At 65.7% G+C, this 18930-nt stretch carries 20 protein-coding genes; 8 read left to right on the top strand and 12 right to left on the bottom strand.

Going from position 1 to position 18930, the window contains the following annotated elements; translation table 11 throughout:
• Window positions 1-21 precede the first annotated feature (21 nt).
• A complete protein-coding gene (locus tag FBZ93_RS14845) occupies window positions 22-2097 on the bottom strand; it encodes a M3 family metallopeptidase (RefSeq protein ID WP_146986690.1) in 2076 nt (691 codons plus the stop codon).
• A gap of 130 nt (window positions 2098-2227) precedes the next feature.
• On the opposite strand from FBZ93_RS14845, the gene FBZ93_RS14840 reads away from it, so the two are divergent.
• The 6 genes from FBZ93_RS14840 (at window position 2228) to FBZ93_RS14815 (ending at window position 7189) form a co-directional block, all read left to right on the top strand.
• Window positions 2228-2488: a hypothetical protein gene (locus FBZ93_RS14840; protein ID WP_050423491.1), complete on the top strand. Its 261-nt coding sequence runs from the start codon at window positions 2228-2230 to the stop codon at window positions 2486-2488.
• Window positions 2489-3151: 663 nt separating this feature from the next.
• Complete coding sequence (locus FBZ93_RS14830) at window positions 3152-4294, top strand: type III PLP-dependent enzyme (RefSeq protein ID WP_146986689.1); 1143 nt, start codon at window positions 3152-3154, stop codon at window positions 4292-4294.
• A 129-nt stretch (window positions 4295-4423) separates the two neighbouring features.
• Entirely contained in the window at window positions 4424-5032 is a 609-nt protein-coding gene (locus tag FBZ93_RS14825) for a GNAT family N-acetyltransferase (RefSeq protein WP_146986688.1), read from the top strand.
• An 11-nt stretch (window positions 5033-5043) separates the two neighbouring features.
• On the top strand, window positions 5044-5211 hold the full coding sequence (locus tag FBZ93_RS40595; protein ID WP_167529048.1) for a hypothetical protein: 168 nt from the start codon (window positions 5044-5046) through the stop codon (window positions 5209-5211).
• A gap of 105 nt (window positions 5212-5316) precedes the next feature.
• On the top strand, window positions 5317-5706 hold the full coding sequence (locus FBZ93_RS14820) for a RidA family protein (RefSeq protein ID WP_146986687.1): 390 nt from the start codon (window positions 5317-5319) through the stop codon (window positions 5704-5706).
• A gap of 40 nt (window positions 5707-5746) precedes the next feature.
• Window positions 5747-7189 carry a homospermidine synthase gene (locus tag FBZ93_RS14815; protein WP_146986686.1) on the top strand — a complete coding sequence of 481 codons (1443 nt, stop codon included), beginning with the start codon at window positions 5747-5749 and terminating at the stop codon, window positions 7187-7189.
• A gap of 66 nt (window positions 7190-7255) precedes the next feature.
• Here FBZ93_RS14815 and FBZ93_RS14810 read toward each other — a convergent pair whose 3' ends face one another.
• The 11 genes from FBZ93_RS14810 to FBZ93_RS14760 all read right to left on the bottom strand — a co-directional run bounded on the left by FBZ93_RS14810 (window position 7256) and on the right by FBZ93_RS14760 (window position 16089).
• A complete protein-coding gene (locus tag FBZ93_RS14810) occupies window positions 7256-7996 on the bottom strand; it encodes an acetoacetate decarboxylase (protein ID WP_167529046.1) in 741 nt (246 codons plus the stop codon).
• A 118-nt stretch (window positions 7997-8114) separates the two neighbouring features.
• On the bottom strand, window positions 8115-8447 hold the full coding sequence (locus tag FBZ93_RS14805; protein ID WP_146986684.1) for a hypothetical protein: 333 nt from the start codon (window positions 8445-8447) through the stop codon (window positions 8115-8117).
• 183 nt (window positions 8448-8630) lie between these two features.
• Window positions 8631-9347: an MgtC/SapB family protein gene (locus FBZ93_RS14800; RefSeq protein WP_146986683.1), complete on the bottom strand. Its 717-nt coding sequence runs from the start codon at window positions 9345-9347 to the stop codon at window positions 8631-8633.
• Between the two features lie 51 nt (window positions 9348-9398).
• Window positions 9399-10418 carry a WD40 repeat domain-containing protein gene (locus tag FBZ93_RS14795; RefSeq protein WP_167529045.1) on the bottom strand — a complete coding sequence of 340 codons (1020 nt, stop codon included), beginning with the start codon at window positions 10416-10418 and terminating at the stop codon, window positions 9399-9401.
• Complete coding sequence (locus tag FBZ93_RS14790) at window positions 10418-11479, bottom strand: CobW family GTP-binding protein (protein WP_146986681.1); 1062 nt, start codon at window positions 11477-11479, stop codon at window positions 10418-10420. Before FBZ93_RS14790 ends, FBZ93_RS14795 begins: the two co-directional genes overlap by 1 nt.
• Window positions 11480-11533: 54 nt before the next feature.
• A complete protein-coding gene (locus tag FBZ93_RS14785) occupies window positions 11534-12406 on the bottom strand; it encodes a metal ABC transporter solute-binding protein, Zn/Mn family (RefSeq protein WP_146986680.1) in 873 nt (290 codons plus the stop codon).
• 2 nt (window positions 12407-12408) lie between these two features.
• Window positions 12409-13278, bottom strand: coding sequence for a metal ABC transporter permease (locus tag FBZ93_RS14780; RefSeq protein ID WP_146987035.1), 870 nt, complete (start codon window positions 13276-13278; stop codon window positions 12409-12411).
• 5 nt (window positions 13279-13283) lie between these two features.
• Window positions 13284-14039 carry a metal ABC transporter ATP-binding protein gene (locus FBZ93_RS14775; protein ID WP_146986679.1) on the bottom strand — a complete coding sequence of 252 codons (756 nt, stop codon included), beginning with the start codon at window positions 14037-14039 and terminating at the stop codon, window positions 13284-13286.
• 5 nt (window positions 14040-14044) lie between these two features.
• Window positions 14045-14239 carry a hypothetical protein gene (locus FBZ93_RS14770; protein ID WP_146986678.1) on the bottom strand — a complete coding sequence of 65 codons (195 nt, stop codon included), beginning with the start codon at window positions 14237-14239 and terminating at the stop codon, window positions 14045-14047.
• Between the two features lie 510 nt (window positions 14240-14749).
• Window positions 14750-15058, bottom strand: coding sequence for a hypothetical protein (locus FBZ93_RS14765; RefSeq protein ID WP_146986677.1), 309 nt, complete (start codon window positions 15056-15058; stop codon window positions 14750-14752).
• 113 nt (window positions 15059-15171) lie between these two features.
• Window positions 15172-16089, bottom strand: coding sequence for a LysR family transcriptional regulator (locus tag FBZ93_RS14760; protein ID WP_146986676.1), 918 nt, complete (start codon window positions 16087-16089; stop codon window positions 15172-15174).
• Window positions 16090-16322: 233 nt separating this feature from the next.
• Here FBZ93_RS14760 and FBZ93_RS14755 point away from each other — a divergent pair, with 233 nt between their 5' ends.
• Both FBZ93_RS14755 and FBZ93_RS14750 read left to right on the top strand, forming a co-directional pair.
• On the top strand, window positions 16323-17636 hold the full coding sequence (locus tag FBZ93_RS14755) for an MFS transporter (protein ID WP_146986675.1): 1314 nt from the start codon (window positions 16323-16325) through the stop codon (window positions 17634-17636).
• Between the two features lie 21 nt (window positions 17637-17657).
• On the top strand, window positions 17658-18731 hold the full coding sequence (locus FBZ93_RS14750; protein ID WP_146986674.1) for a tartrate dehydrogenase: 1074 nt from the start codon (window positions 17658-17660) through the stop codon (window positions 18729-18731).
• Window positions 18732-18930 lie beyond the last annotated feature (199 nt).

The raw sequence follows: 18930 nt of genomic DNA, 5'->3' as shown, positions 1-18930 counted from the left end.
GGTTCAGTGACGGCCTCACCTTCAGGCCGCCTCTGATGTCTCGAGCAGGCCGCGGCGGCGCAGCAGCGCATCCGGCTCGGGTTCGCGGCCGCGGAAGGCGACATAGGCCTCCTCCGGATCGCGCGAGCCGCCCGACGAATAGATGTCGTCGTGCAACCGCTTGGCGGTCGCCGGATCGAAGATGTCGCCGGCCTCCTCGAACGCGCCGAAGGCGTCGGCGTCCATCACCTCCGACCACATGTAGCTGTAATAGCCGGAGGCATAGTGGTCGCCGGAGAAGATGTGGCCGAACTGGGTCGGCCGGTGCCGCAGCGAGATTTCGGCGGGCATGCCGATCTTCTCCAGCTCCTTCTGTTCGAAGGCGCGGACGTCCCAGCTCGCCGCCGCCGGCTGGGTGTGGAATTCGAGGTCGACCAGCGCCGAGGAGACGAACTCGACGGTGGCAAAGCCCTGGTTGAATTTGCGCGCGGCGAGGAAGCGCTGGAGCAGATCGTCCGGCAGCGCCTCCCCGGTCTGGTAGTGGCGGGCGAAGCGCTGCAGCACCTCGGGTCGCTCCTGCCAATGCTCGTAGAGCTGCGAGGGCAGCTCGACGAAGTCGGTGAACACCGAGGTCCCCGATAGTGACGGGTAGGTCACGTTGGAGAGCATGCCGTGCAGGCCATGCCCGAACTCGTGGAACAGGGTCCGCGCATCGTCGGGCGACAGCAGCGAAGGTGCGCCGTCGGCGCCCTTGGCGAAGTTGCAGACATTGATGACCAGCGGCGCGACGTCGCCGTCGAGCTTCTGCTGGTCGCGCAGCGAGGTCATCCAGGCGCCGGAGCGCTTGGAGGGCCGCGCGAAGTAGTCGCCGTAGAACAGCGCCTTGTGCTGGCCGTCGCGGCCCTTGACCTCCCAGACCCGCACATCCGGGTGCCAGACCGGGATGTCCTTGCGCTCCTCGAAGGTGACGCCGAACAGGCGGGTGGCGCAGTCGAAGGCGGCCTCGATCATGTGATCGAGCACCAGATAGGGCTTGATCGCGGAATCGTCGAAATTGGCTTTGGCCTGGCGCAGCTTCTCGGCGTAATAGCGCCAGTCCCAGGACGCCAAGGTGAAATTGCCGCCCTCCTCGGTGATCAGCGCCTGCAGCGCATCGCGGTCGGCGAGCGCCCGCGCCCGCGCCGGCTTCCAGACCCGCTCCAGCAGGCCTCGCACCGCCTCCGGCGTCTTGGCCATGGAGTCCTCCAGGCGATAGGCGGCGTAGGTCGGGAAGCCCAGGATCTTCGCGGTCTCCTCGCGGAGCCTGAGGATCTCCACGATGGTCGCGTTGTTGTCGTTGGCGTTGCCATTGTCGCCGCGGGCGACGAAGGCCTTGTAGACCTTCTCGCGCAGGTCGCGCCGCTGCGAGCTCTGCAGGAACGGCTCGACCGAGGAGCGCGACAGCGTCACGATCGCCTTGCCAGGCATGCCGCGCTCTTCCGCCGCAGCCTTGGCAGCTGCCACAAATGTGTCGGAGAGGCCGGCGCGGTCGCCCTCGCCGAGCTCCATGGACCACTCCTGCTCGTCGCCGAGCAGATGGTGGCTGAACGAGGTGCCGAGATGGGCGAGGCGCTCGTTGATCTCGGCCATGCGGGCCTTGGCGGCGTCGTCGAGCCCGGCGCCGGAGCGGTGGAAGCGGGTATAGGTGCGCTCCAAGAGCCGCATCTGCTCGCCGGTCAGGCCGAGCGAGGCGCGCTTCTCGTGCAGCATGGCGATGCGGCCAAACAGCACAGCGTTCATCATGATCGGATTCCAGTGCCGCGCCATCCTCGGCGACACCTCCTTGTCAATCTCCAGGATCGCCGGGTTGGAGTGGGCCGAGACCAGGTCGTAGAACACGGCCGAAACCTTCGACAGCAGCTTGCCGGAGCGCTCCAGCGCCGTGATGGTGTTGTCGAAATCGGGCAGCGCCGGATCGTGGGTGATCGCAGCCACTTCCGCCGAATGATCGGCGAAGGCCTGCTCGAAGGCGGGGAGGAAATGCTCAGGCTTGATCTCGGCGAAGGGCGGCGTCTCGAGCGGCGTCTGCCACGCCTTCAGGAGGGGGTTGGCAATGGCTTCTGCGCTGGCTTCTGACATCGAATATCCCGTTTTTCGCCTTGAAAATGCGGCCCAATCTATATCACGCGATACGGCATTTTTGGGCCTTTTGCGCTTGATAGATGGGCACTTTTCGGAGAGATTGCGCCCCCTGAACAGGACCTATTTCATGAGCATGCAGCCCACCGCCTCAGGCAACAGCCGGATCTACTGGCCGAGCGTCATCACCGTGATCTCGGCGGCGATCCTGATCGGCGCCGAAGTGTTCGGCGCGGCGTTCGCCGGCGGCTGGGCGCTCGCGATCCTGCTCGGGCTCAACGACACCGCTGCGCACATCTTGCAGGCCGTGCTGTTCGGCCTCGGCGTCCTGATCATGATCGCCTTCATCCGCGCTGCGCAACGCGTCGAGCCGTTCACGCGTCGCGCGTGAGCTTTGCGCGATTCGAGAAAGCGCTGCGGCACAGGGCTAAAACGCACACGCTTCGTTAGTCATTCTTAACAGCTGTTCATCTCCAACACGTGCTGTGCGCGAGATCGCAAGCACGCGTTAGGGAAATTTGCCGCTATCGCAAAAAAATTCTTGCGCCGCGAAGTCAAAAGACTTATTTCCTGCCTTGCCCAATTTCGCACGTGCCTGTGGTCGTGTGTCAGTCGGTAGGTATCCGGACAAGAGGCCGGACAGCCGCCAAGGGGTGGAAGAACCGAGGGTCGCTTACGTCCGAGAGGACACGAGGCGGCCAGCATCTCTCTCCAGGGATGCCTTGTTGAAGGTCTCACCACTCTTTGCAACCGTGACTGGCAGCCGGAGGCGAACCGGCGCACCCCGCTCTCAACGGGGGACGCGACTTAAAGCAACGACGGATCGGGCTTTTTTGGTCTCTACCGGCGGTCCAACGCCGGCGCGGGCTACTGAAAAGGCTTGTCCTTCATTGCCAGGTGAGCGGGCGGGAAACTCTCCCAACCAATCCACGGCAGCACAGTCTGGTTTGAGTCTCTTGGCCTCAGCGCGCCTCCATCGCGCGATGTGGCCGAAGCGCTCTTATCCGACGTCACGTTGATGCGGATCCCGTCGCTGGGGCCGTTGGAGAGTGCCATGACTGAACGTATTCAGGAATTCCTGCGCAACCGCCGCCAGGATGGTCTCGACACCGAGCCGTGCCTCGTCGTCGACCTCGAAGTCGTGCGCGACAACTACCAGACCTTCGCGAAGGTGCTGCCGGACAGCCGCGTGTTCTACGCGGTGAAGGCCAACCCTGCGCCCGAGGTGCTGGCGCTGCTGGCCTCGCTCGGCTCCTGCTTCGACACCGCGACCGTCGCGGAGATCGAGATGGCGCTGGCCGCCGGTGCGACGCCGGACCGCATCTCCTATGGCAACACGATCAAGAAGGAGCGCGACATCGCACGCGCCTTCGCGCTCGGCATTCGCCTGTTCGCGGTCGACTGCGCCGCCGAGGTCGAGAAGGTCGCGCGCGCAGCGCCCGGCGCCAAGGTGTTCTGCCGCATCCTCTATGACTGCGCCGGCGCCGAGTGGCCGCTGTCGCGCAAGTTCGGCTGCGACCCCGAGATGGCGGTCGACGTGCTCGACCTCGCCAAGCGCCTCGGGCTCGAGCCGTGCGGCATCTCGTTCCATGTCGGCTCGCAGCAGCGCAAGGTGAAGGCGTGGGATCGTGCGCTGGCGATGGCCTCGACCGTGTTCCGTGACTGCGCCGAGCGCGGGATCAACCTCACCATGGTCAACATGGGCGGTGGCTTCCCGACCAAGTATCTGAAGGACGTTCCGCCGGTGCTGCAATATGGCCGGTCGATCTTCCGCGCGCTGCGCAAGCATTTCGGCAACCAGATCCCGGAGACGATCATCGAGCCGGGCCGCGGCATGGTCGGCAATGCCGGCATCATCGAGACCGAAGTCGTCCTGATCTCGAAGAAGAGCGACGAGGACGAGGTGCGCTGGGTCTATCTCGACATCGGCAAGTTCGGCGGTCTCGCCGAGACGATGGATGAGTCGATCCGTTACGCCATCCGCACCCCGCATGACGGGGCGGACATGACGCCGTGCGTGCTCGCGGGCCCGACCTGCGACAGCGCCGACGTGCTGTACGAGAAGCTGCCGTATCCGCTTCCGGTGACGCTCGAGATCGGCGACAAGCTGCTGATCGAAGGCACCGGCGCCTATACGTCGACCTACTCGTCGGTGGCGTTCAACGGCATTCCGCCGCTGAAGACCTACCACATCTAAGCCGCCTCCCGATCGAGGCCTGATAAACCGGGAGCCGGCCCCGCCGGCTCCTTCCCGATCATTTTGATTTTTCCGAACGACGCTTGCCGCGGCGTACGACATGCCGTTGCAAGCGGGGACTGACGTGCCATGACTGCAAAACGGAACACCCCCGTTGCCCTCATCCGAGAAGCCGCCCCGTTCGCGATCCGTGCGGAGCGTGCCTCGGACGTCGTCGCGCGCGAAGCGCTGCTGGATGCCTGCTTTGGCGAGGATCGCCATACGCGCACCTGCCAGCGCCTGCGTGACGGACGCGCGCCCGCCCAAGGCTTGAGCCTTGCGGCCGTGCGCCAGGACGGCCGGTTGGTTGGAACCGTGCGGCTGTGGCACGTCAGCGCGGGGGGCCGCAGCGCGCTGATGCTGGGGCCGCTGGCAGTCGATGACGGCTGCCGCGGCCTCAGCGTCGGCGCCGCGCTGATGCGGCGCGCGCTGGCTGTCGCCAAGACCCGCGGCCATGGGGCGGTGATCCTGCTCGGCGATGCGCCCTACTACGCCCGTTTCGGCTTTACGGCCGCCAAGACCGGCGAGCTGTCGCTGCCAGGCGCCTTTGCGCGCGAGCGGCTGCTCGGCCTCGAACTGGTCGACGGCGCGCTCGACGGCGCCTGGGGCATGATCGTGCCGACCGGAGCATTGCTGTCCACCAAGAGCAGGACCGCCCGTACGCGGAAGGCACCGTTCGCCGTGCCGCACGCAGCGTAAGGGCGGGCGCCATGTCGGAGAACCTTCCCGCAATCGACGGCGCGCGCCCGCGTTGGCGCGGCCTCGTCACCACGGTGATGCTGGTCCTGATCTCGGTCATGATCGTCAGGGACATCCTGATCCGGCGCTGGACCGGCTCGCCGCCCTCGCCGCCGGACACCACGCAGCAGTCCCGCTAACCACCGGCCGCAAGGCCAGAATCCCAGGTCAGAATCCAAAGGGTTGCGCGGGCGCCGAAAATGCCCGTAAACCCCGCGCAAAGCCCTTTTCAGTCGAGGTCCAGCATGTCCCGCCGCCTGATTTCCACCGGCTCGCCCTTCGAGAAGACCGCCGGCTACAGCCGTGCCGTGATCGACGGCGACTTCGCCTTCGTCGCCGGAACCACCGGCTACGACTACACCACGATGACGATGCCATCGGATGTCACGAGCCAGTCACGGAACTGCTTCAAGACCATCGAGGCCGCCCTTAACGAGGGAGGCTTCACGATGGCCGACATCGTCCGTGCGACCTACTACCTCACCGACGTCAGCGACGCGGACGCCCATTTTGCGGTCTGCGGCGAGGTCCTCGGCGACATCCGCCCGGCCGCGACGCTGCTGATCGTCGCGGGGCTCTACAAGCCCGAGATGAAGGTCGAAATCGAAGTCACCGCAAAGCGTCGCAACCCCTGATCCACTCTACCCGCCGCTAGGCGTTCTCCTGGAGAAAATGATGAGCCCCTCCTCGCAGATCTACGCGAAAATCACCGGCCCCATTGTCATGATCGGCTTCGGCTCGATCGGCAAAGGCACGTTGCCGATGATCGAGCGGCATCTCGATTACGACAGATCGCGCATCACCGTGATCGATCCCAAGGACGAGGGCCGCAAGGCGCATTGCGAGAAGCAGAACGTCAAGTTCATCCAGAAGGCCGTGACCAAGGATAATTATCGCGAGTTGCTGACCCCGCTTCTCACCGAGGGCGGCGGCCAGGGCTTTTGCGTCAACCTCTCGGTCGATACCGGCTCGACCGACATCATGGAGCTCTGCAACGAGGTCGGCGCGCTCTATATCGACACCGTCAACGAGCCCTGGCTCGGATTCTATTTCGATGCGTCGAAGGGCCCGGAAGCACGCTCCAACTACGCCCTGCGCGAAGTGACGCTGGCCGCCAAGAAGGCGCGCCCCGCCGGCTCGACCACGGCGGTGTCCTGCTGCGGCGCCAATCCCGGCATGGTTTCGTTCTTCGTCAAGCAGGCGCTGCTCAACGTCGCCGCCGATCTGAAGCTCAACGCGCCGCGGCCGAAGACCAAGGCCGAATGGGCGGACCTGATGCGGCAGGCCGGCATCAAGGGCATCCACATCGCCGAACGCGACACCCAGCGCGCCAAGTCGCCGAAGGAGCCCGACGTCTTCGTCAACACCTGGTCGGTGGAAGGTTTCCTGTCGGAAGGCGTGCAGCCGTCCGAACTCGGCTGGGGCACCCATGAGAAATGGATGCCCGAGAATGCGCATACCCACGAAGCCGGCTGTGGCGCCGCGATCTATCTGATGCAGCCCGGCGCCAACACGCGGGTGCGGACCTGGTGCCCGACCCGCGGCGCGCAGTACGGCTTCCTCGTCACCCACAACGAGTCGATCTCGATCTCGGATTACTTCACGGTGCGCGACGCATCGGGCAAGGCGATCTACCGGCCGACCTGCCACTATGCCTATCATCCCTGTGACGACGCCGTGCTGTCGCTGCATGAAATGTTCGGCCGCGCCGCGAAGATGCAGGAGAAGCACCACATCCTCGACGAGAACGAGATCGTCGACGGCATCGACGAACTCGGCGTGCTGCTGTTCGGCCATGACAACAACGCCTATTGGTACGGCTCGCAGCTCTCCATCGAGGAGACCCGCGAGCTGGCGCCCTACCAGAACGCGACCGGCCTGCAGGTGACCTCCGCCGTGCTCGGCGGCATGGTGTGGGCGCTGGAAAATCCCAACGAAGGCATCGTCGAAGCCGACGAGATGGATTTCGATCGCCTGCTGGAAATCCAGCTGCCGTATCTCGGCCCGGTGAAGGGTTTCTACACCGACTGGACCCCGCTGACGGATCGTCCGGGACTGTTCCCGGAGGACATCGACACCAGCGATCCCTGGCAGTTCAAGAACATCCTGGTGCGCTGATCGCGCACCGCGCCTTGAGACGAAAATGCCCGGCCTCGTGCCGGGCATTTTGCTGTCTGGCGCGGCTCACCTCGCCATGTAGTCGAACGCGACCGAGCCGAGGCCGAGCGTCAGGTCCGCCTTGAAATGCAGCGCCGAGACCACCTCACGCACCGGCAGGCGGGCGACGTCGCACAGCGCGTGCGGAAACAGGCCGAGTGCGGCGGGGCCGGTCCAGGCCTCCTTCAAGGTGATGTCCTCGAGATGAAACCGCACCAACTCGCAGATCCGCGGGCTGCCGTCGACATGCGGGATGATCTTGAGAATAAAGTTCGGCGCCGTCATCGATTTCAGCACGGTGTCGTGGTCGACCTTGCGGTGCTTGTAGCCCATGGTGGCGGAGGCGCAGAGCACCGAGCCGTAGTGCAGCGAGCCGACCAGGACGTCGCTCTCGACCTCAATCTTGGGCTTCGCGAGCTTCTTCGGAAATCCCCACAGCTCGCGGCCGCCGGCGATCGGGCCCTCGTCGTCGAGATACATGGCGTGGGTGTAGGCGCCCTCCTCGCCCCTGAAGCGGACCGGGATCACCTGCCCGGTCTCGGTGTAGTCGCCGAAGCCGGTCGAGTCCGGCATGCGAATGAATTCGTACTTCACCACGGGCTCGGCGACCTCGAGCGGCTCCGGCACCACGGCCTGGAGCGCTTCCAGATCGGTCTTGTAGGTGATGATGAAATATTCGCGGTCGAAGAACCGGTACGGCCCCGGCGGAAACGACGGGTTGGTGAGCGGCATCGAATAGGCGGTGCGCCGGACGTCCTCGATCTTCATGAAAGGCCCCATCTGTCGTTGGCAAGACGACGGATTATGGCGGGCGGGGATGACGGAGGCGAGACCGTATAATCGGCAGCGGCAGTCAAATGCGCGTCACATGCGCTGACCGGAGAGGCTATTTCTTCTCGATCGGCGGGGCGGTCTTCTCGGCGGGCGCGGGCGGCAGCACCGGCTTGGCGCCGGCCTTCTGCGCTTCGTCGTCGGGACGTGCGGGTTGCGGCGCCGGCGTGGTCGGCCGCTCGCCGCCCGGCTTCGATTCGGCAGGTGCCGTCGTCTTCTGCGGCTCGGGCGTCGGCGACGACTGCAGCGGCTGGGTCGCCTGCGCCAGCTCTTGCGGCGAAGATGCGTTGATCGCGTGCAGCGCCAGCGCCGCGATCGCGACGCCCGCCGCGACCAAAGTCGAGGCGATCAGGATGTCCCTCCGCAACCTGGTTCGATCCGCAGCCATCTCGTTCACCCCGCGTCGTGTCAGCGAGATCAACGATCCGGTCACCGCATGGTTCCTGGGCGCCGCCTGCGGGAACCGCGCGTCAGAGCCGTTTCCGTTCCGATTGAATCGGAACGGGGCTCTTGATTTTGCTTTGACGCGTTTTCTTCACGCGAACCGGTATCCACTTCGCTCGAAAACGCTTCAATCCGTGGTGCTGATTTCCCAGGTCGCGTGGCGCACGCCGGGCTGATGCTGGATGTCGACCACCACGGCGTTCAGCTCGTTGGGCTCGACCGCGGTCGAGACCAGCTCCGCCACGATCTCGAGGAAGTCGTCGCCGGCCTCGACCACGTTGACATCGGCGACCGGATAGTTCGCGGCCTCGAGCTTCTCCACGACGGCGTCGCGCATGTCGGGCAGCACTTCCGGGGTGACCACGACCTTGAAGTAGTAGGTCGCTTCCAGCGCCTTCTCGTTCAGAGGGATGCGGTTGATGGCATTGACCAGCGGACGCAGCAGCGTGTTGCCGGCGATCACGAACACGGTCAGCGCCGCCGCCTGCGCCACGAGGTCGGCGCCGGCGCAGGAGCCGACCGCGGCCGAGGCCCACAGCGTCGCCGCGGTGTTGAGGCCGCGCACGTCCATGCCCTGCTTCATAATGACGCCGGCGCCGAGGAAGCCGATCCCCGACACCACATAGGCGATCACCCGCACCGCGCCGTCGGCCCCGGCCAGATGCATCGCGAGGTCGACGAAGGCGGCCGCGCCGACCGCGACCAGCACGTTGGTGCGCAGTCCCGCGGTGCGCTGCCGGTACTGCCGCTCGGCCCCGATCAGGGTGCCGAGCACAAAGGCCGAGGTCAGGCTGATCAGCGTGTCGATGAAATCGGCGAGCTGGAATGTCGTGAGGAATCGCATGACGCTGCCGGTACCCAGTTCGCTCGAATCCGCTTCGGATGCAGCGATCTCTTACATTTCCAGGATGCCTGCGTCACCATCTTCCGTGCCGAAGGCGAGCAGCGTGCCCTTGGCATTCCAGCCCAGCGCGGACACCGGCGCGCCAGTATTCCGGCGCACCAGGATCTCGGCACCGTCCTCGAGCCGGACCATCAGCACGGTGCCGTCGGCATAGCCGACCGCCATGATGTCGTTCTTCGGATGGCAGGCGACCACGGCGACCCGCGCCGGCATCGGCGCCAGCATCGCCGGCTCCTTGCCCATCGGGCCGTCCTTGCTGGTGAATGGCCAGACGATCACGGTATCGGCGCCTGAGGTCGCGAGCCCCTTGCCGCCGACACTCCACGACATCGAGCGCACGCGGCCGGGATAGCCGCTCATCCGCATGTGCCTGTTGTCGGCGAGCCGCCAGCCATGCATCGCGGCCTCGTGCATCGCGGTGACGAGGAATTTGTTGTCCGGGCTGAACGAGACTGCGAGATGCGAGCCGGCCCATTCCAGGAATTCCGGGTTGGCGGCCATGTTGGGAAACCACAAGGTCACGCCGTTGTAATGCGCGATCGCAAGCCGCAGGCCCTTCGGCGCGAACGCCAGCCCGCCGACGGTCGACGGCACTTCGAAGGTTTTCACCTCGCCCTTGGGATTGCGCACGAAGGCGGTCTTGCCCGCCGACCACGCCACGGTGCCGTCGCCGTGCAGCGCGACGTTGTCGATCCAGCGCCGCTTGGCGTCGGTCGCAATCGTTGCAGTCTCGCCCTTGGCGTCGATCGCGATCAGCTTGCCGTCGTCACCGCCGGTGACGAGCCGCTTGCCGTCGGAGGCCGCGCACAGGATGGCGCCGAAATGGGTCTCGGTGCGCGTGATCTCGCCCTCTAGGGTCGCGATCGCAACGCTCTCCTCGGTGCCGACGAAGAACGCGCGGTCGCCGAGGAAATGCACTGAGCCGACTGCCGCGCCAAGCGGAAGCTGCTTGACGCGGTCGGTGATCGAAACGATGGAAGAAGGGGCCTCGCCCGGATCGAACTCTTTCATCACGTGGTGATGCACTGCTCGAAGCCGTCGCGGATCGCCTGCTCAGGCAGTTCGCGACCGATGAACACGACACGGCTCTCGCGCTTCTCGCCGTCCTTCCATTTGCGCTGGTGGTCGCCCTCCAGCATCATGTGGACGCCCTGGAACACGTAGCGGTCGTCATCGCCGGTGAAGGCGAGGATGCCCTTCGAGCGCAGGATCTTCTGACCCTCGGTAGCGACGAGGTTCTGGAGCCACGGCATGAACTTGGTCGGATCGAGCGGCTTCTCCGAACGCAGCGACAGCGATTGCATGTCCTCGTCGTGATAGTGCTTCAGCCCGCCATGGCCGTGGCCATGATCGTGATGATGGTGGTGGTGATCATGGTCGTGATGGTGATGATCGTGGTCATGGTCGTGATCGTCGCCGGCCTCGAGGAAATCCGGCTCGATCTCCAGGATGCGGTCGAGGTCGAACGCGCCGCGCTCCAGCACGTCGGTCAAGCCAACCTGGCAACGCTCGGTGCGGTGCAGCTTGGCATAGGGATTGATGCCGCGGATGCGGGCCTCGACCTCGGCGAGCTCGGGCTTGGAGACGAGATCGGTCTTGTTCAGCACGATGACGTCGGCGAACGCAATCTGGTTCTTGGCTTCCGGCGCATCCTTGAGGCGATCGCTCAGCCACTTGGCGTCGGCGACGGTGACGACGGCATCGAGCCGGGCGTTCTTCTGCACGTCCTCGTCGACAAAGAAGGTCTGCGCGACCGGCGCCGGATCGGCAAGGCCGGTGGTCTCGACGATGATCGCGTCGAACTTGCCCTTGCGCTTCATCAGGCCGTCCATGATGCGGACGAGGTCGCCGCGCACCGTGCAGCAGACGCAGCCATTGTTCATCTCGAACACTTCCTCATCGGCGCCGATGATGAGGTCATTGTCGATGCCGATCTCGCCGAATTCGTTGACGATGACGGCGTATTTCTTGCCGTGGTTTTCCGACAGGATGCGATTCAACAGCGTGGTCTTGCCGGCGCCGAGATAGCCCGTCAGCACGGTCACAGGAATTTTTTGCGAAGCTTCAGCCATAACAACTCCGGGAACTTGGGTTCGCGCTCAACCCCGGCAGGGAGGCCCCTGCCCCTACTCGGCGAGCGCGCTGGTCAGGGCCTTTATATTGTGCCTGACCATATCAATGTAAGTGGGTGCTTGGCCCTTTTCGCCCGTCAAACTGTCCGAATACAGGGTGCCGCCGACCCGGGCGCCGGTCTCGGCCGCGATCCGTTCGATCAGGCGGGGATCGCTGATATTTTCGAGAAAAACTGCCGGAATTTTCGCAAGCTTGATCTGGGCGATGATGGCGGCGATATCGCGCGCGCTGGGCTCGGAATCGGTGGAGACGGACAGCGGCGAGAAGAACGTGATCCCGTAGGCGTCGGCGAAATAGCCGAATGCGCCGTGGGTCGAGATCACCTTGCGCCGCGGCTCCGGTATTTTTGCCACCGCCTCGTGCACCTCGCGGTCGAGCGCCTCCAGCTTGGCCAGATAGGCGTCGGCATTGGCCTTGAAGGCGGCTGCCCGGTCGGGGGCCACAGCGATCAGCCCGTCGCGAATATTGACCACGTAGATCTTCGCGTTGGCGACGGATTGCCAGGCATGCGGATCGTCATGGCCGCCCATCTTCCGCGGCATGATGCCCTTGGTTGCCACCGCGACCGGCGCCTTGCTGCCGGAGGCCTGCAGCAGCCGCGGCATCCAGCCCTCGAAGCCGAGGCCGTTGATGACCAGAAGCCTTGCGTCGGCGACCTTCTTCGCGTCCGCCGGCGTCGGCGCATAGACATGCGCGTCGCCGTCGGGCCCGACCAGCGCCGCCACGTCGACGTCGTTGCCGCCGACATTGCGCACCATGTCGGCGAGGATCGAGAAGCTCGCGACGACATTGATGCGCTCAGCGGCGCGCGCCGTGCCGCTCGCCAGCAGCAGCGCCAGACCAATCAACCCAAGCAAACGCCGCATCATCATGCCTCGAGATGGCGGCCGGGAAACAGCTGCCGAACCAGGCCGCTGACATTGCCGAACAGCAGCGACACGATATAGAGCCCGGCCGCAACCAGGATGATCGCGGGGCCGGAGGGAATCCGGGTCTGGTACGACAGCACCAGCCCGGCATAGCCCGACAGCATCGCGCTCGCAACCGCGATACAGATCATGGTGGTGATGTCACGCGACCAGAACCGCGCGATGCCCGCGGGCAGGATCATCAGCCCGACGCCGAGCAGCGTGCCGAGCGCGTGGAAGCCGTTGACGAGGTTGACCACGACCAGCGCGAGGAACGCGAGATGCGCCGGCGCGCCGGCCCGGCTCACGGTGCGCAGGAACACCGGATCGACGCATTCGATCACCAGCGGCCGATAGATCACGGCGAGCACCAGCAGCGTGAGGGTGGCGTTGAACGCGATCACCAGCAGGGTCTGATCGTCCATCGCCAGGATGTTGCCGAACAGCACGTGCAGCAGGTCGATATTGGTGCCCTTGATCGAGACGATGGTGACGCCGAGCGCGAGCGAGACCAGATAGAAGGTCGCAAGCGAGGCGTCTTCCTTCAACTCGGTGGTGCGGGCGACGAGGCCGGCGAGCAGCGCCACCGCAAAGCCTGCGATCAGGCCGCCGGTCGTCATCGCGAACAGATTGAGTCCCGAGATCAGAAAGCCGATCGCAGCGCCCGGCAGGATCGCATGCGCCATGGCGTCGCCGACCAGGCTCATCCGCCGCAGCATCAGGAACACGCCGATCGGCGCACCGCCGAGCGACAGCGCGATCACGGCCGCCAGCGCGCGGCGCATGAACTCGAATTCGGTGAAGGGCGTGATCAGCGCGTCTGTCAGCATCGGCGTCAGGCAGCCCTCGAGCGCGGATCGGCTGCGCAGGCCGCGGCGCTGTCGTCGAACGCCTCGCACATCCGCATCGCGACCGTCAGATTGTCCGCCGTCAGCGTCTGCGCGGTCGGGCCCCATTCAACCGGGCCGCGTGCCAGGAGCAGCGTTTCCGGGAAATTGTTGCGCACCATGTCGAGGTCGTGCAGCGCCGCCAGCACCGTGCGGCCCTCGCCGTTCCAGCGCTTCACCAGCGCCAGCAGATCGGCGGTGGTCTTGGCATCGATGGCGTTGAACGGCTCGTCGAGCACGATCAGGCGGGCGTCCTGCAACAGCACGCGTGCGAACAGCATGCGCTGGGTCTGGCCGCCGGACAGCGTGCCGATCGGACGGTTCTCGAAGCCGTTGAGGCCGACTGCGGCGAGCGCCGCCAAAATCTTGCCGCGCGCGGCCTTGCCGATGCCGCCGAAGAAGCCGGTGGAGCGCCACAGCCCGGTGCCGACGAAATCGAACACCGAGATCGGAAACGTCCGGTCGATGTCGGCGGATTGCGGCAGATAGGCGATGTCACGGTGCTCGAGACCGTCGAGATCGATCACCCCCGACAACGGCTTGAGCACGCCGGCAATGCCGCGCAGCAACGTCGACTTGCCGGCGCCGTTCGGGCCGATCACGGCCAGCAGCGCACCCGCCTCGACCGCGCCGTTGAGATGGTGCACCGCCGGATGGCGGTCATAGCCGAGGGTGACGTCGCGAAAGGTGACAAGAGCAGCCACAGGTCTCACCTCATCGCCAGCCAGACGACGCCCCACAGGCCGGCAGAGACAGCGAGCGCCGCGAGCAGCCGGGCCGGCACGGGCATGCGCAGGATCGACCAGTGCGCAGTCTGGGCCGGATGGCCGGCCGGGCCGTGGCTGTGCCCGTGGGGACGGGCGTGGCCGTGATGGTGATGGTCGTGGGTGTGCGTATGCGCCATGGAGAGACTGTTATATTATAACATAACGCGAGTCTACAAACGCGGAACTCATGGCCGATCCGCAAAACCGGGAGAGATTTGCGCTGCGCCGGCGCGGGATCCGCCGGGATGGAACCGCGGGGGGCCGTATGCAGCTCTCTCCAGCGTCGTCCTGGCGAAAGCCAGGACCCATAACCACCGCCTTCGGTGATGAGCGGGACAGCGGCCCCAGCGTCGCGCAACGCCTGAGGTTAGGGGTAATGGGTCCTGGCTTTCGCCAGGACGACGATCAAGATGGTTCGCCTTTCAGGGTACCAAACAACGCGATGTCATCACCCGCGCATGCGCATGCGGGTGATCCAGTATTCCAGAGGCGGCAGTGCTTGAGCCGAGAGGCCGCGGCGTACCGGATCGCCCGGTCCCGTCTACGCCAAGGCTTCGACGAGGCTACAGGTCCCTGGCGCGCCGAAGCTTTAGCGGAGGCGGCGAGCCGGGCGATGACACGTGAGGATGAGGATGCAGCTTCGCGTTCTACTGGCACACCGGCGCGGTCAGTTTTGGGTCAGCTGGTCTTGCCGACCAATACGCCCGCTGATTGAGCTCCGCTTCGTTTGTCGCAGGAGCACAGACGTAGCTCGTCTTGCCGACGCAGATGGGCGAGCCAATCGAGTAGATGAGGTTGTCGTAGATGCAATAACTGCCGATCCCGGACGGTAGATCAGTCGGCGGCGTTGTGGAGCCGCCAAAATAGGGGTGCGGTGGGGCGTCCGGCACCCTGTCTTGTGCCGCGGCCGCATGAAGGGAAATCAGAAGCGTCAGACAGGTGGCAATGCGTAGCATGATCCCTCCGGTCAAAGACTGTCGGCGAAGCGCCGGGCTACTCCGGCGCGGGAAGTGCATTTGCAGCCGCGACGGAATCGCTAGCAGGCTAATATGACACTCGCTTTGCATGGTCACGCCTCACGCGCGTAACTCTTCAACCTTGCTTCCAGCACGGCGATCACCTGGTCGCGGACCGGGTCGCGGGAGCCTTTCAGCCAGGCGGCGGCGAGCGGCAGTCGGCCGGCGCTGCTGCCGCGCTTCAGGCGAAGTGGCACAAAGCGCACGCCCGGGATCGCCATTCGCGCGGTCCAGCGCGGCACGATGGCGACGCCGAGCCGTGCCGCGACCATGTTGACGATGGTCTGCTTCTCGTCGGCGATCTCCTGGATGCGCGGCGTCAGCCCGGCCTCGTCGAACAGTTTGGTCGTGAGATCGTGGCTGTGCGGCCGCGAGCGGCGCTCCGGCACGATCAGCGGCTGATCGGCGATGTCGGGCAGTACGATCTGCTTGCGCCGCGCCAGCGTATGCTTGTGCGACAGCGCCACCACGGCGGTCTCCCGCAGCAGCGGCACGAACTCGATACGCCGGTCGGGCCGCTCCGGCGGCCGCACGAAGGCGAGATCGAGCGCGCCCGACAGCAGCTTTGGCAGCAGCCGGATGGTCTTCTCCTCGAGCAGCTGCACGGCGACGTCGGGATGGGCCGCGCGGACGTCGCGCAGCAGCGGCGGCAACAGGCCGGCCGCGGCGCTGTCGATCGCGCCGATCCGGAAGCGCCGTGCCGATGGCTTGCGCAGCCGGCGGCGGAAGCCGTTCTCGATCGCCTCGGCGCGGCCGAGCAATGCGCGGCCCTCGCGCAGCAGGGTGGCGCCGTCCTCGGTCAGCGACACCGCGCGCGTGGTGCGCGCGAACAGCCGCACGCCGAGGTCCTCTTCCAGCAGCTTGATGTGACGGCCGAGCGCCGACGGCATCATCTGCAGGCGCTGCGCCGCACGGCCGAAATGCAGCTCCTCGGCAGCCGCCACGAAGCAGCGAAGCTGGTGCAGTTCCAAGATAGACTCCTCTCCCACCGTCATTGCGAGCGCAGCGAAGCAATCCATAGCTCGGCATAGGCGGGGCGATGGATTGCTTCGTCGCTCCGCTCCTCGCAATGACGGCCGCGGCGATTATATCATTTTTTTGTATAAACCCACACGGGTTGAAGCGGAAGGGCGCGGCCTTCTAGGCTTCCCAATGGTGCGGCGAAACGCGCCGTCCCAACGACAAGACGAACCCGGGGAAGCCCATGGAAAGCCAGCTTGGCACGCGCGTGTTGCGCAAGATCTCACTGCGCATCGTGCCGTTCATCATGCTGCTGTACTTCGTGGCCTTCATCGACCGCGTCAATATCGGCTTCGCCTCGCTGACCATGAACAAGGACATCGGCCTGTCGCCGACGGTCTATGGCTTCGGCGCCGGTATCTTCTTCTGGGGCTATTTCCTGTTCGAGGTGCCCTCCAACATCATCCTGCACAAGATCGGCGCGCGGATCTGGATCGCGCGGGTGATGATCACCTGGGGTATCGTTTCGGCGGCGATGGCGCTGGTGCAGGGCGCGACCAGCTTCTATGTGCTGCGCTTCCTGCTCGGCGCTGCCGAAGCCGGCTTCTTTCCCGGCATCATCCTCTACCTCTCCTACTGGTTCCCGGCGCGGCAGCGCGCCGCCGTCACCGCGCTGTTCATGGCCGCGGCGCCGCTCTCGACCGTGCTCGGCTCGCCGGTCTCCGGCGCGCTGCTGGAGATGGACGGAATGCTCGGCTTCAAGGGCTGGCAATGGCTGTTCGTGCTGGAGGCGGTGCCCGCGGTGCTGCTCGGCTTCGTCGTGCTGGGCTTCCTCACCGACCGGCCGGAGCAGGCCAGATGGCTCGCCGACGACGAGCGCGCCTGGCTGGTCAAGACGATGAAGGCGGAGAATGACGGCAAGGCCGCGACCGCGAGCCACAGCATCTGGCGCGGCCTTGCCGATCCGCGCGTACTGGCGCTGGCGCTGGTCTATTTCGGCACCTCGGCCGGGCTCTACACGCTCGGTGTGTGGGCGCCGCAGATCATCAAGGCGTTCGGCCTGTCGTCGATCCAGGTCGGCTTCCTCAACGCGGTGCCGGCGACCATCGCCGTAATCGCGATGGTGCTGTGGGCGCGGCATTCCGATCGCACCGGCGAGCGCACCTGGCATGTGGTGCTGGCCTGCCTGATGGCGGCGGCAGGTTTAGCGCTTGCCGGACTATGGACCGGGCTTGCTGCCGTGATCGCGGCGCTGACCTTGGTCAATATCGGCATCTCGTCGTCGAAGCCGCCGCTGTGGAGCATGCCGACCGTGTTCCTGTCGGGCTCGGCCGCAGCGGCCGGCATCGCCACCATCAACTCGATCGGCAATCTCGGCGGCTTCGTCGGGCCGGCGATGATCGGCTGGATCAAGGAACGCACCGGCAGCTTCGACGGCGGGCTGTATTTCGTCGCCGGCCTGCTGGTGCTCTCGGCCGTGCTCACCTTGCTGCTGTCGCGCAGCCAGAGCGCGCCTGCACAATCCGAACCGCAACCCAATCCTGTGCGAACCCACTAATCACTCATCCGGAGACAAACCATGCGTACCCATTCCATCGCCGCCATCCCCGCCGACGGCATCGGCCCCGAAGTGATCTCCGCGGGCGTCCGCGTGCTGGAGGCACTGGCCAAGCGCTCCGGCGACATCAGCTTCAACGTCAAGACCTTCGACTGGGGCTCGGACTATTACAAGAAGCACGGCGTGATGATGCCGGCCGACGGCCTGGCCGAGCTGAAGAAGTTCGACGCGATCTATTTTGGCGCGGTCGGCGCGCCCGACGTGCCCGACCACATCACGCTGTGGGGCCTGCGCCTGCCGATCTGCCAGGGTTTTGACCAGTACGCCAATGTGCGGCCGACCAAGATCCTGCCCGGCGTCGCCTCGCCGCTGCGCAATGTCGGCGTCGGCGATCTCGACTGGGTGATCGTGCGCGAGAATTCCGAGGGCGAATATGCCGGCATGGGCGGCCGCGCGCACAAGGGCCTGCCGGAAGAGGTCGGCACTGAAGTCGCAGTCTTCACCCGGGTCGGCGTGACGCGGATCATGCGCTATGCGTTCCAGCTCGCGCAGTCGCGGCCGCGCAAATTCCTCACCGTGGTGACCAAGTCGAACGCGCAGCGCCACGGCATGGTGATGTGGGACGAGATCGCCGCCGAAGTGGCGCAGGACTTTCCCGACGTCACCTGGGACAAGATGCTGGTCGACGCCATGACGGTGCGCATGACGCTCAATCCGAAGAGCCTCGACACCATCGTCGCGACCAACCTGCACGCCGACATCCTGTCCGACCTCGCCGGCGCGCTGGCCGGCAGCCTCGGCGTGGCGCCGACCGGCAACATCGACCCGCAGCGCCGCTTCCCCTCGATGTTCGAGCCGATCCACGGCTCGGCGTTCGACATCACCGGCAAGGGCATCGCCAACCCGGTCGCGACCTTCTGGACCGGTGCGCAGATGCTGGAGCACCTCGGCGAAAAGGACGCCGCGGCGCGCCTGATGGCGGCGGTGGAGAAAGTGTGCGCGGCCGGCGTGCTGACTCCCGATGTCGGCGGCAAGGCGACGACCAAGGAAGTGACGGACGCGGTGATCGACGCGATCCATGGGTCGAATGTGTGAGGGGGCGGTAGGCTTTCGCCGCGTCATGCGGTGAGGTGAGCACGTCGGCAGGGCTCCCTCCCCCCTTGCGGGGGAGGGTTGGGGAGAGGGGTACCGCTTGCTCCGCTCTCCGTTAGAAACGACGGTGCTCGGTACGTAGATTGATGCAGCGAGATCGTACTTCGTCTATCGCGCCCGGGGCCACCCCTCTCCCCACCCT

The organism is Bradyrhizobium macuxiense (assembly GCF_007993935.1).
Lineage (GTDB): Bacteria > Pseudomonadota > Alphaproteobacteria > Rhizobiales > Xanthobacteraceae > Bradyrhizobium > Bradyrhizobium macuxiense_A.
The sequence above is the reverse complement of the archived record's forward strand: the minus strand, read 5'-3'. Positions and strand labels throughout refer to the sequence as shown.

Coding starts and splice junctions, on each gene's coding strand:
- FBZ93_RS14800 (WP_146986683.1), bottom strand. CDS start 9,347: ATGCGATTCCTCACGACATTCCAGCTCGCCGATTTCATCGACACGCTG.
- FBZ93_RS14830 (WP_146986689.1), top strand. CDS start 3,152: ATGACTGAACGTATTCAGGAATTCCTGCGCAACCGCCGCCAGGATGGT.
- FBZ93_RS14785 (WP_146986680.1), bottom strand. CDS start 12,406: ATGCGGCGTTTGCTTGGGTTGATTGGTCTGGCGCTGCTGCTGGCGAGC.
- FBZ93_RS14810 (WP_167529046.1), bottom strand. CDS start 7,996: ATGAAGATCGAGGACGTCCGGCGCACCGCCTATTCGATGCCGCTCACC.
- FBZ93_RS40595 (WP_167529048.1), top strand. CDS start 5,044: ATGTCGGAGAACCTTCCCGCAATCGACGGCGCGCGCCCGCGTTGGCGC.
- FBZ93_RS14795 (WP_167529045.1), bottom strand. CDS start 10,418: ATGAAAGAGTTCGATCCGGGCGAGGCCCCTTCTTCCATCGTTTCGATC.
- FBZ93_RS14755 (WP_146986675.1), top strand. CDS start 16,323: ATGGAAAGCCAGCTTGGCACGCGCGTGTTGCGCAAGATCTCACTGCGC.
- FBZ93_RS14815 (WP_146986686.1), top strand. CDS start 5,747: ATGAGCCCCTCCTCGCAGATCTACGCGAAAATCACCGGCCCCATTGTC.
- FBZ93_RS14845 (WP_146986690.1), bottom strand. CDS start 2,097: ATGTCAGAAGCCAGCGCAGAAGCCATTGCCAACCCCCTCCTGAAGGCG.
- FBZ93_RS14780 (WP_146987035.1), bottom strand. CDS start 13,278: ATGCTGACAGACGCGCTGATCACGCCCTTCACCGAATTCGAGTTCATG.
- FBZ93_RS14820 (WP_146986687.1), top strand. CDS start 5,317: ATGTCCCGCCGCCTGATTTCCACCGGCTCGCCCTTCGAGAAGACCGCC.
- FBZ93_RS14770 (WP_146986678.1), bottom strand. CDS start 14,239: ATGGCGCATACGCACACCCACGACCATCACCATCACGGCCACGCCCGT.
- FBZ93_RS14825 (WP_146986688.1), top strand. CDS start 4,424: ATGACTGCAAAACGGAACACCCCCGTTGCCCTCATCCGAGAAGCCGCC.
- FBZ93_RS14765 (WP_146986677.1), bottom strand. CDS start 15,058: ATGCTACGCATTGCCACCTGTCTGACGCTTCTGATTTCCCTTCATGCG.
- FBZ93_RS14840 (WP_050423491.1), top strand. CDS start 2,228: ATGAGCATGCAGCCCACCGCCTCAGGCAACAGCCGGATCTACTGGCCG.
- FBZ93_RS14750 (WP_146986674.1), top strand. CDS start 17,658: ATGCGTACCCATTCCATCGCCGCCATCCCCGCCGACGGCATCGGCCCC.
- FBZ93_RS14790 (WP_146986681.1), bottom strand. CDS start 11,479: ATGGCTGAAGCTTCGCAAAAAATTCCTGTGACCGTGCTGACGGGCTAT.
- FBZ93_RS14805 (WP_146986684.1), bottom strand. CDS start 8,447: ATGGCTGCGGATCGAACCAGGTTGCGGAGGGACATCCTGATCGCCTCG.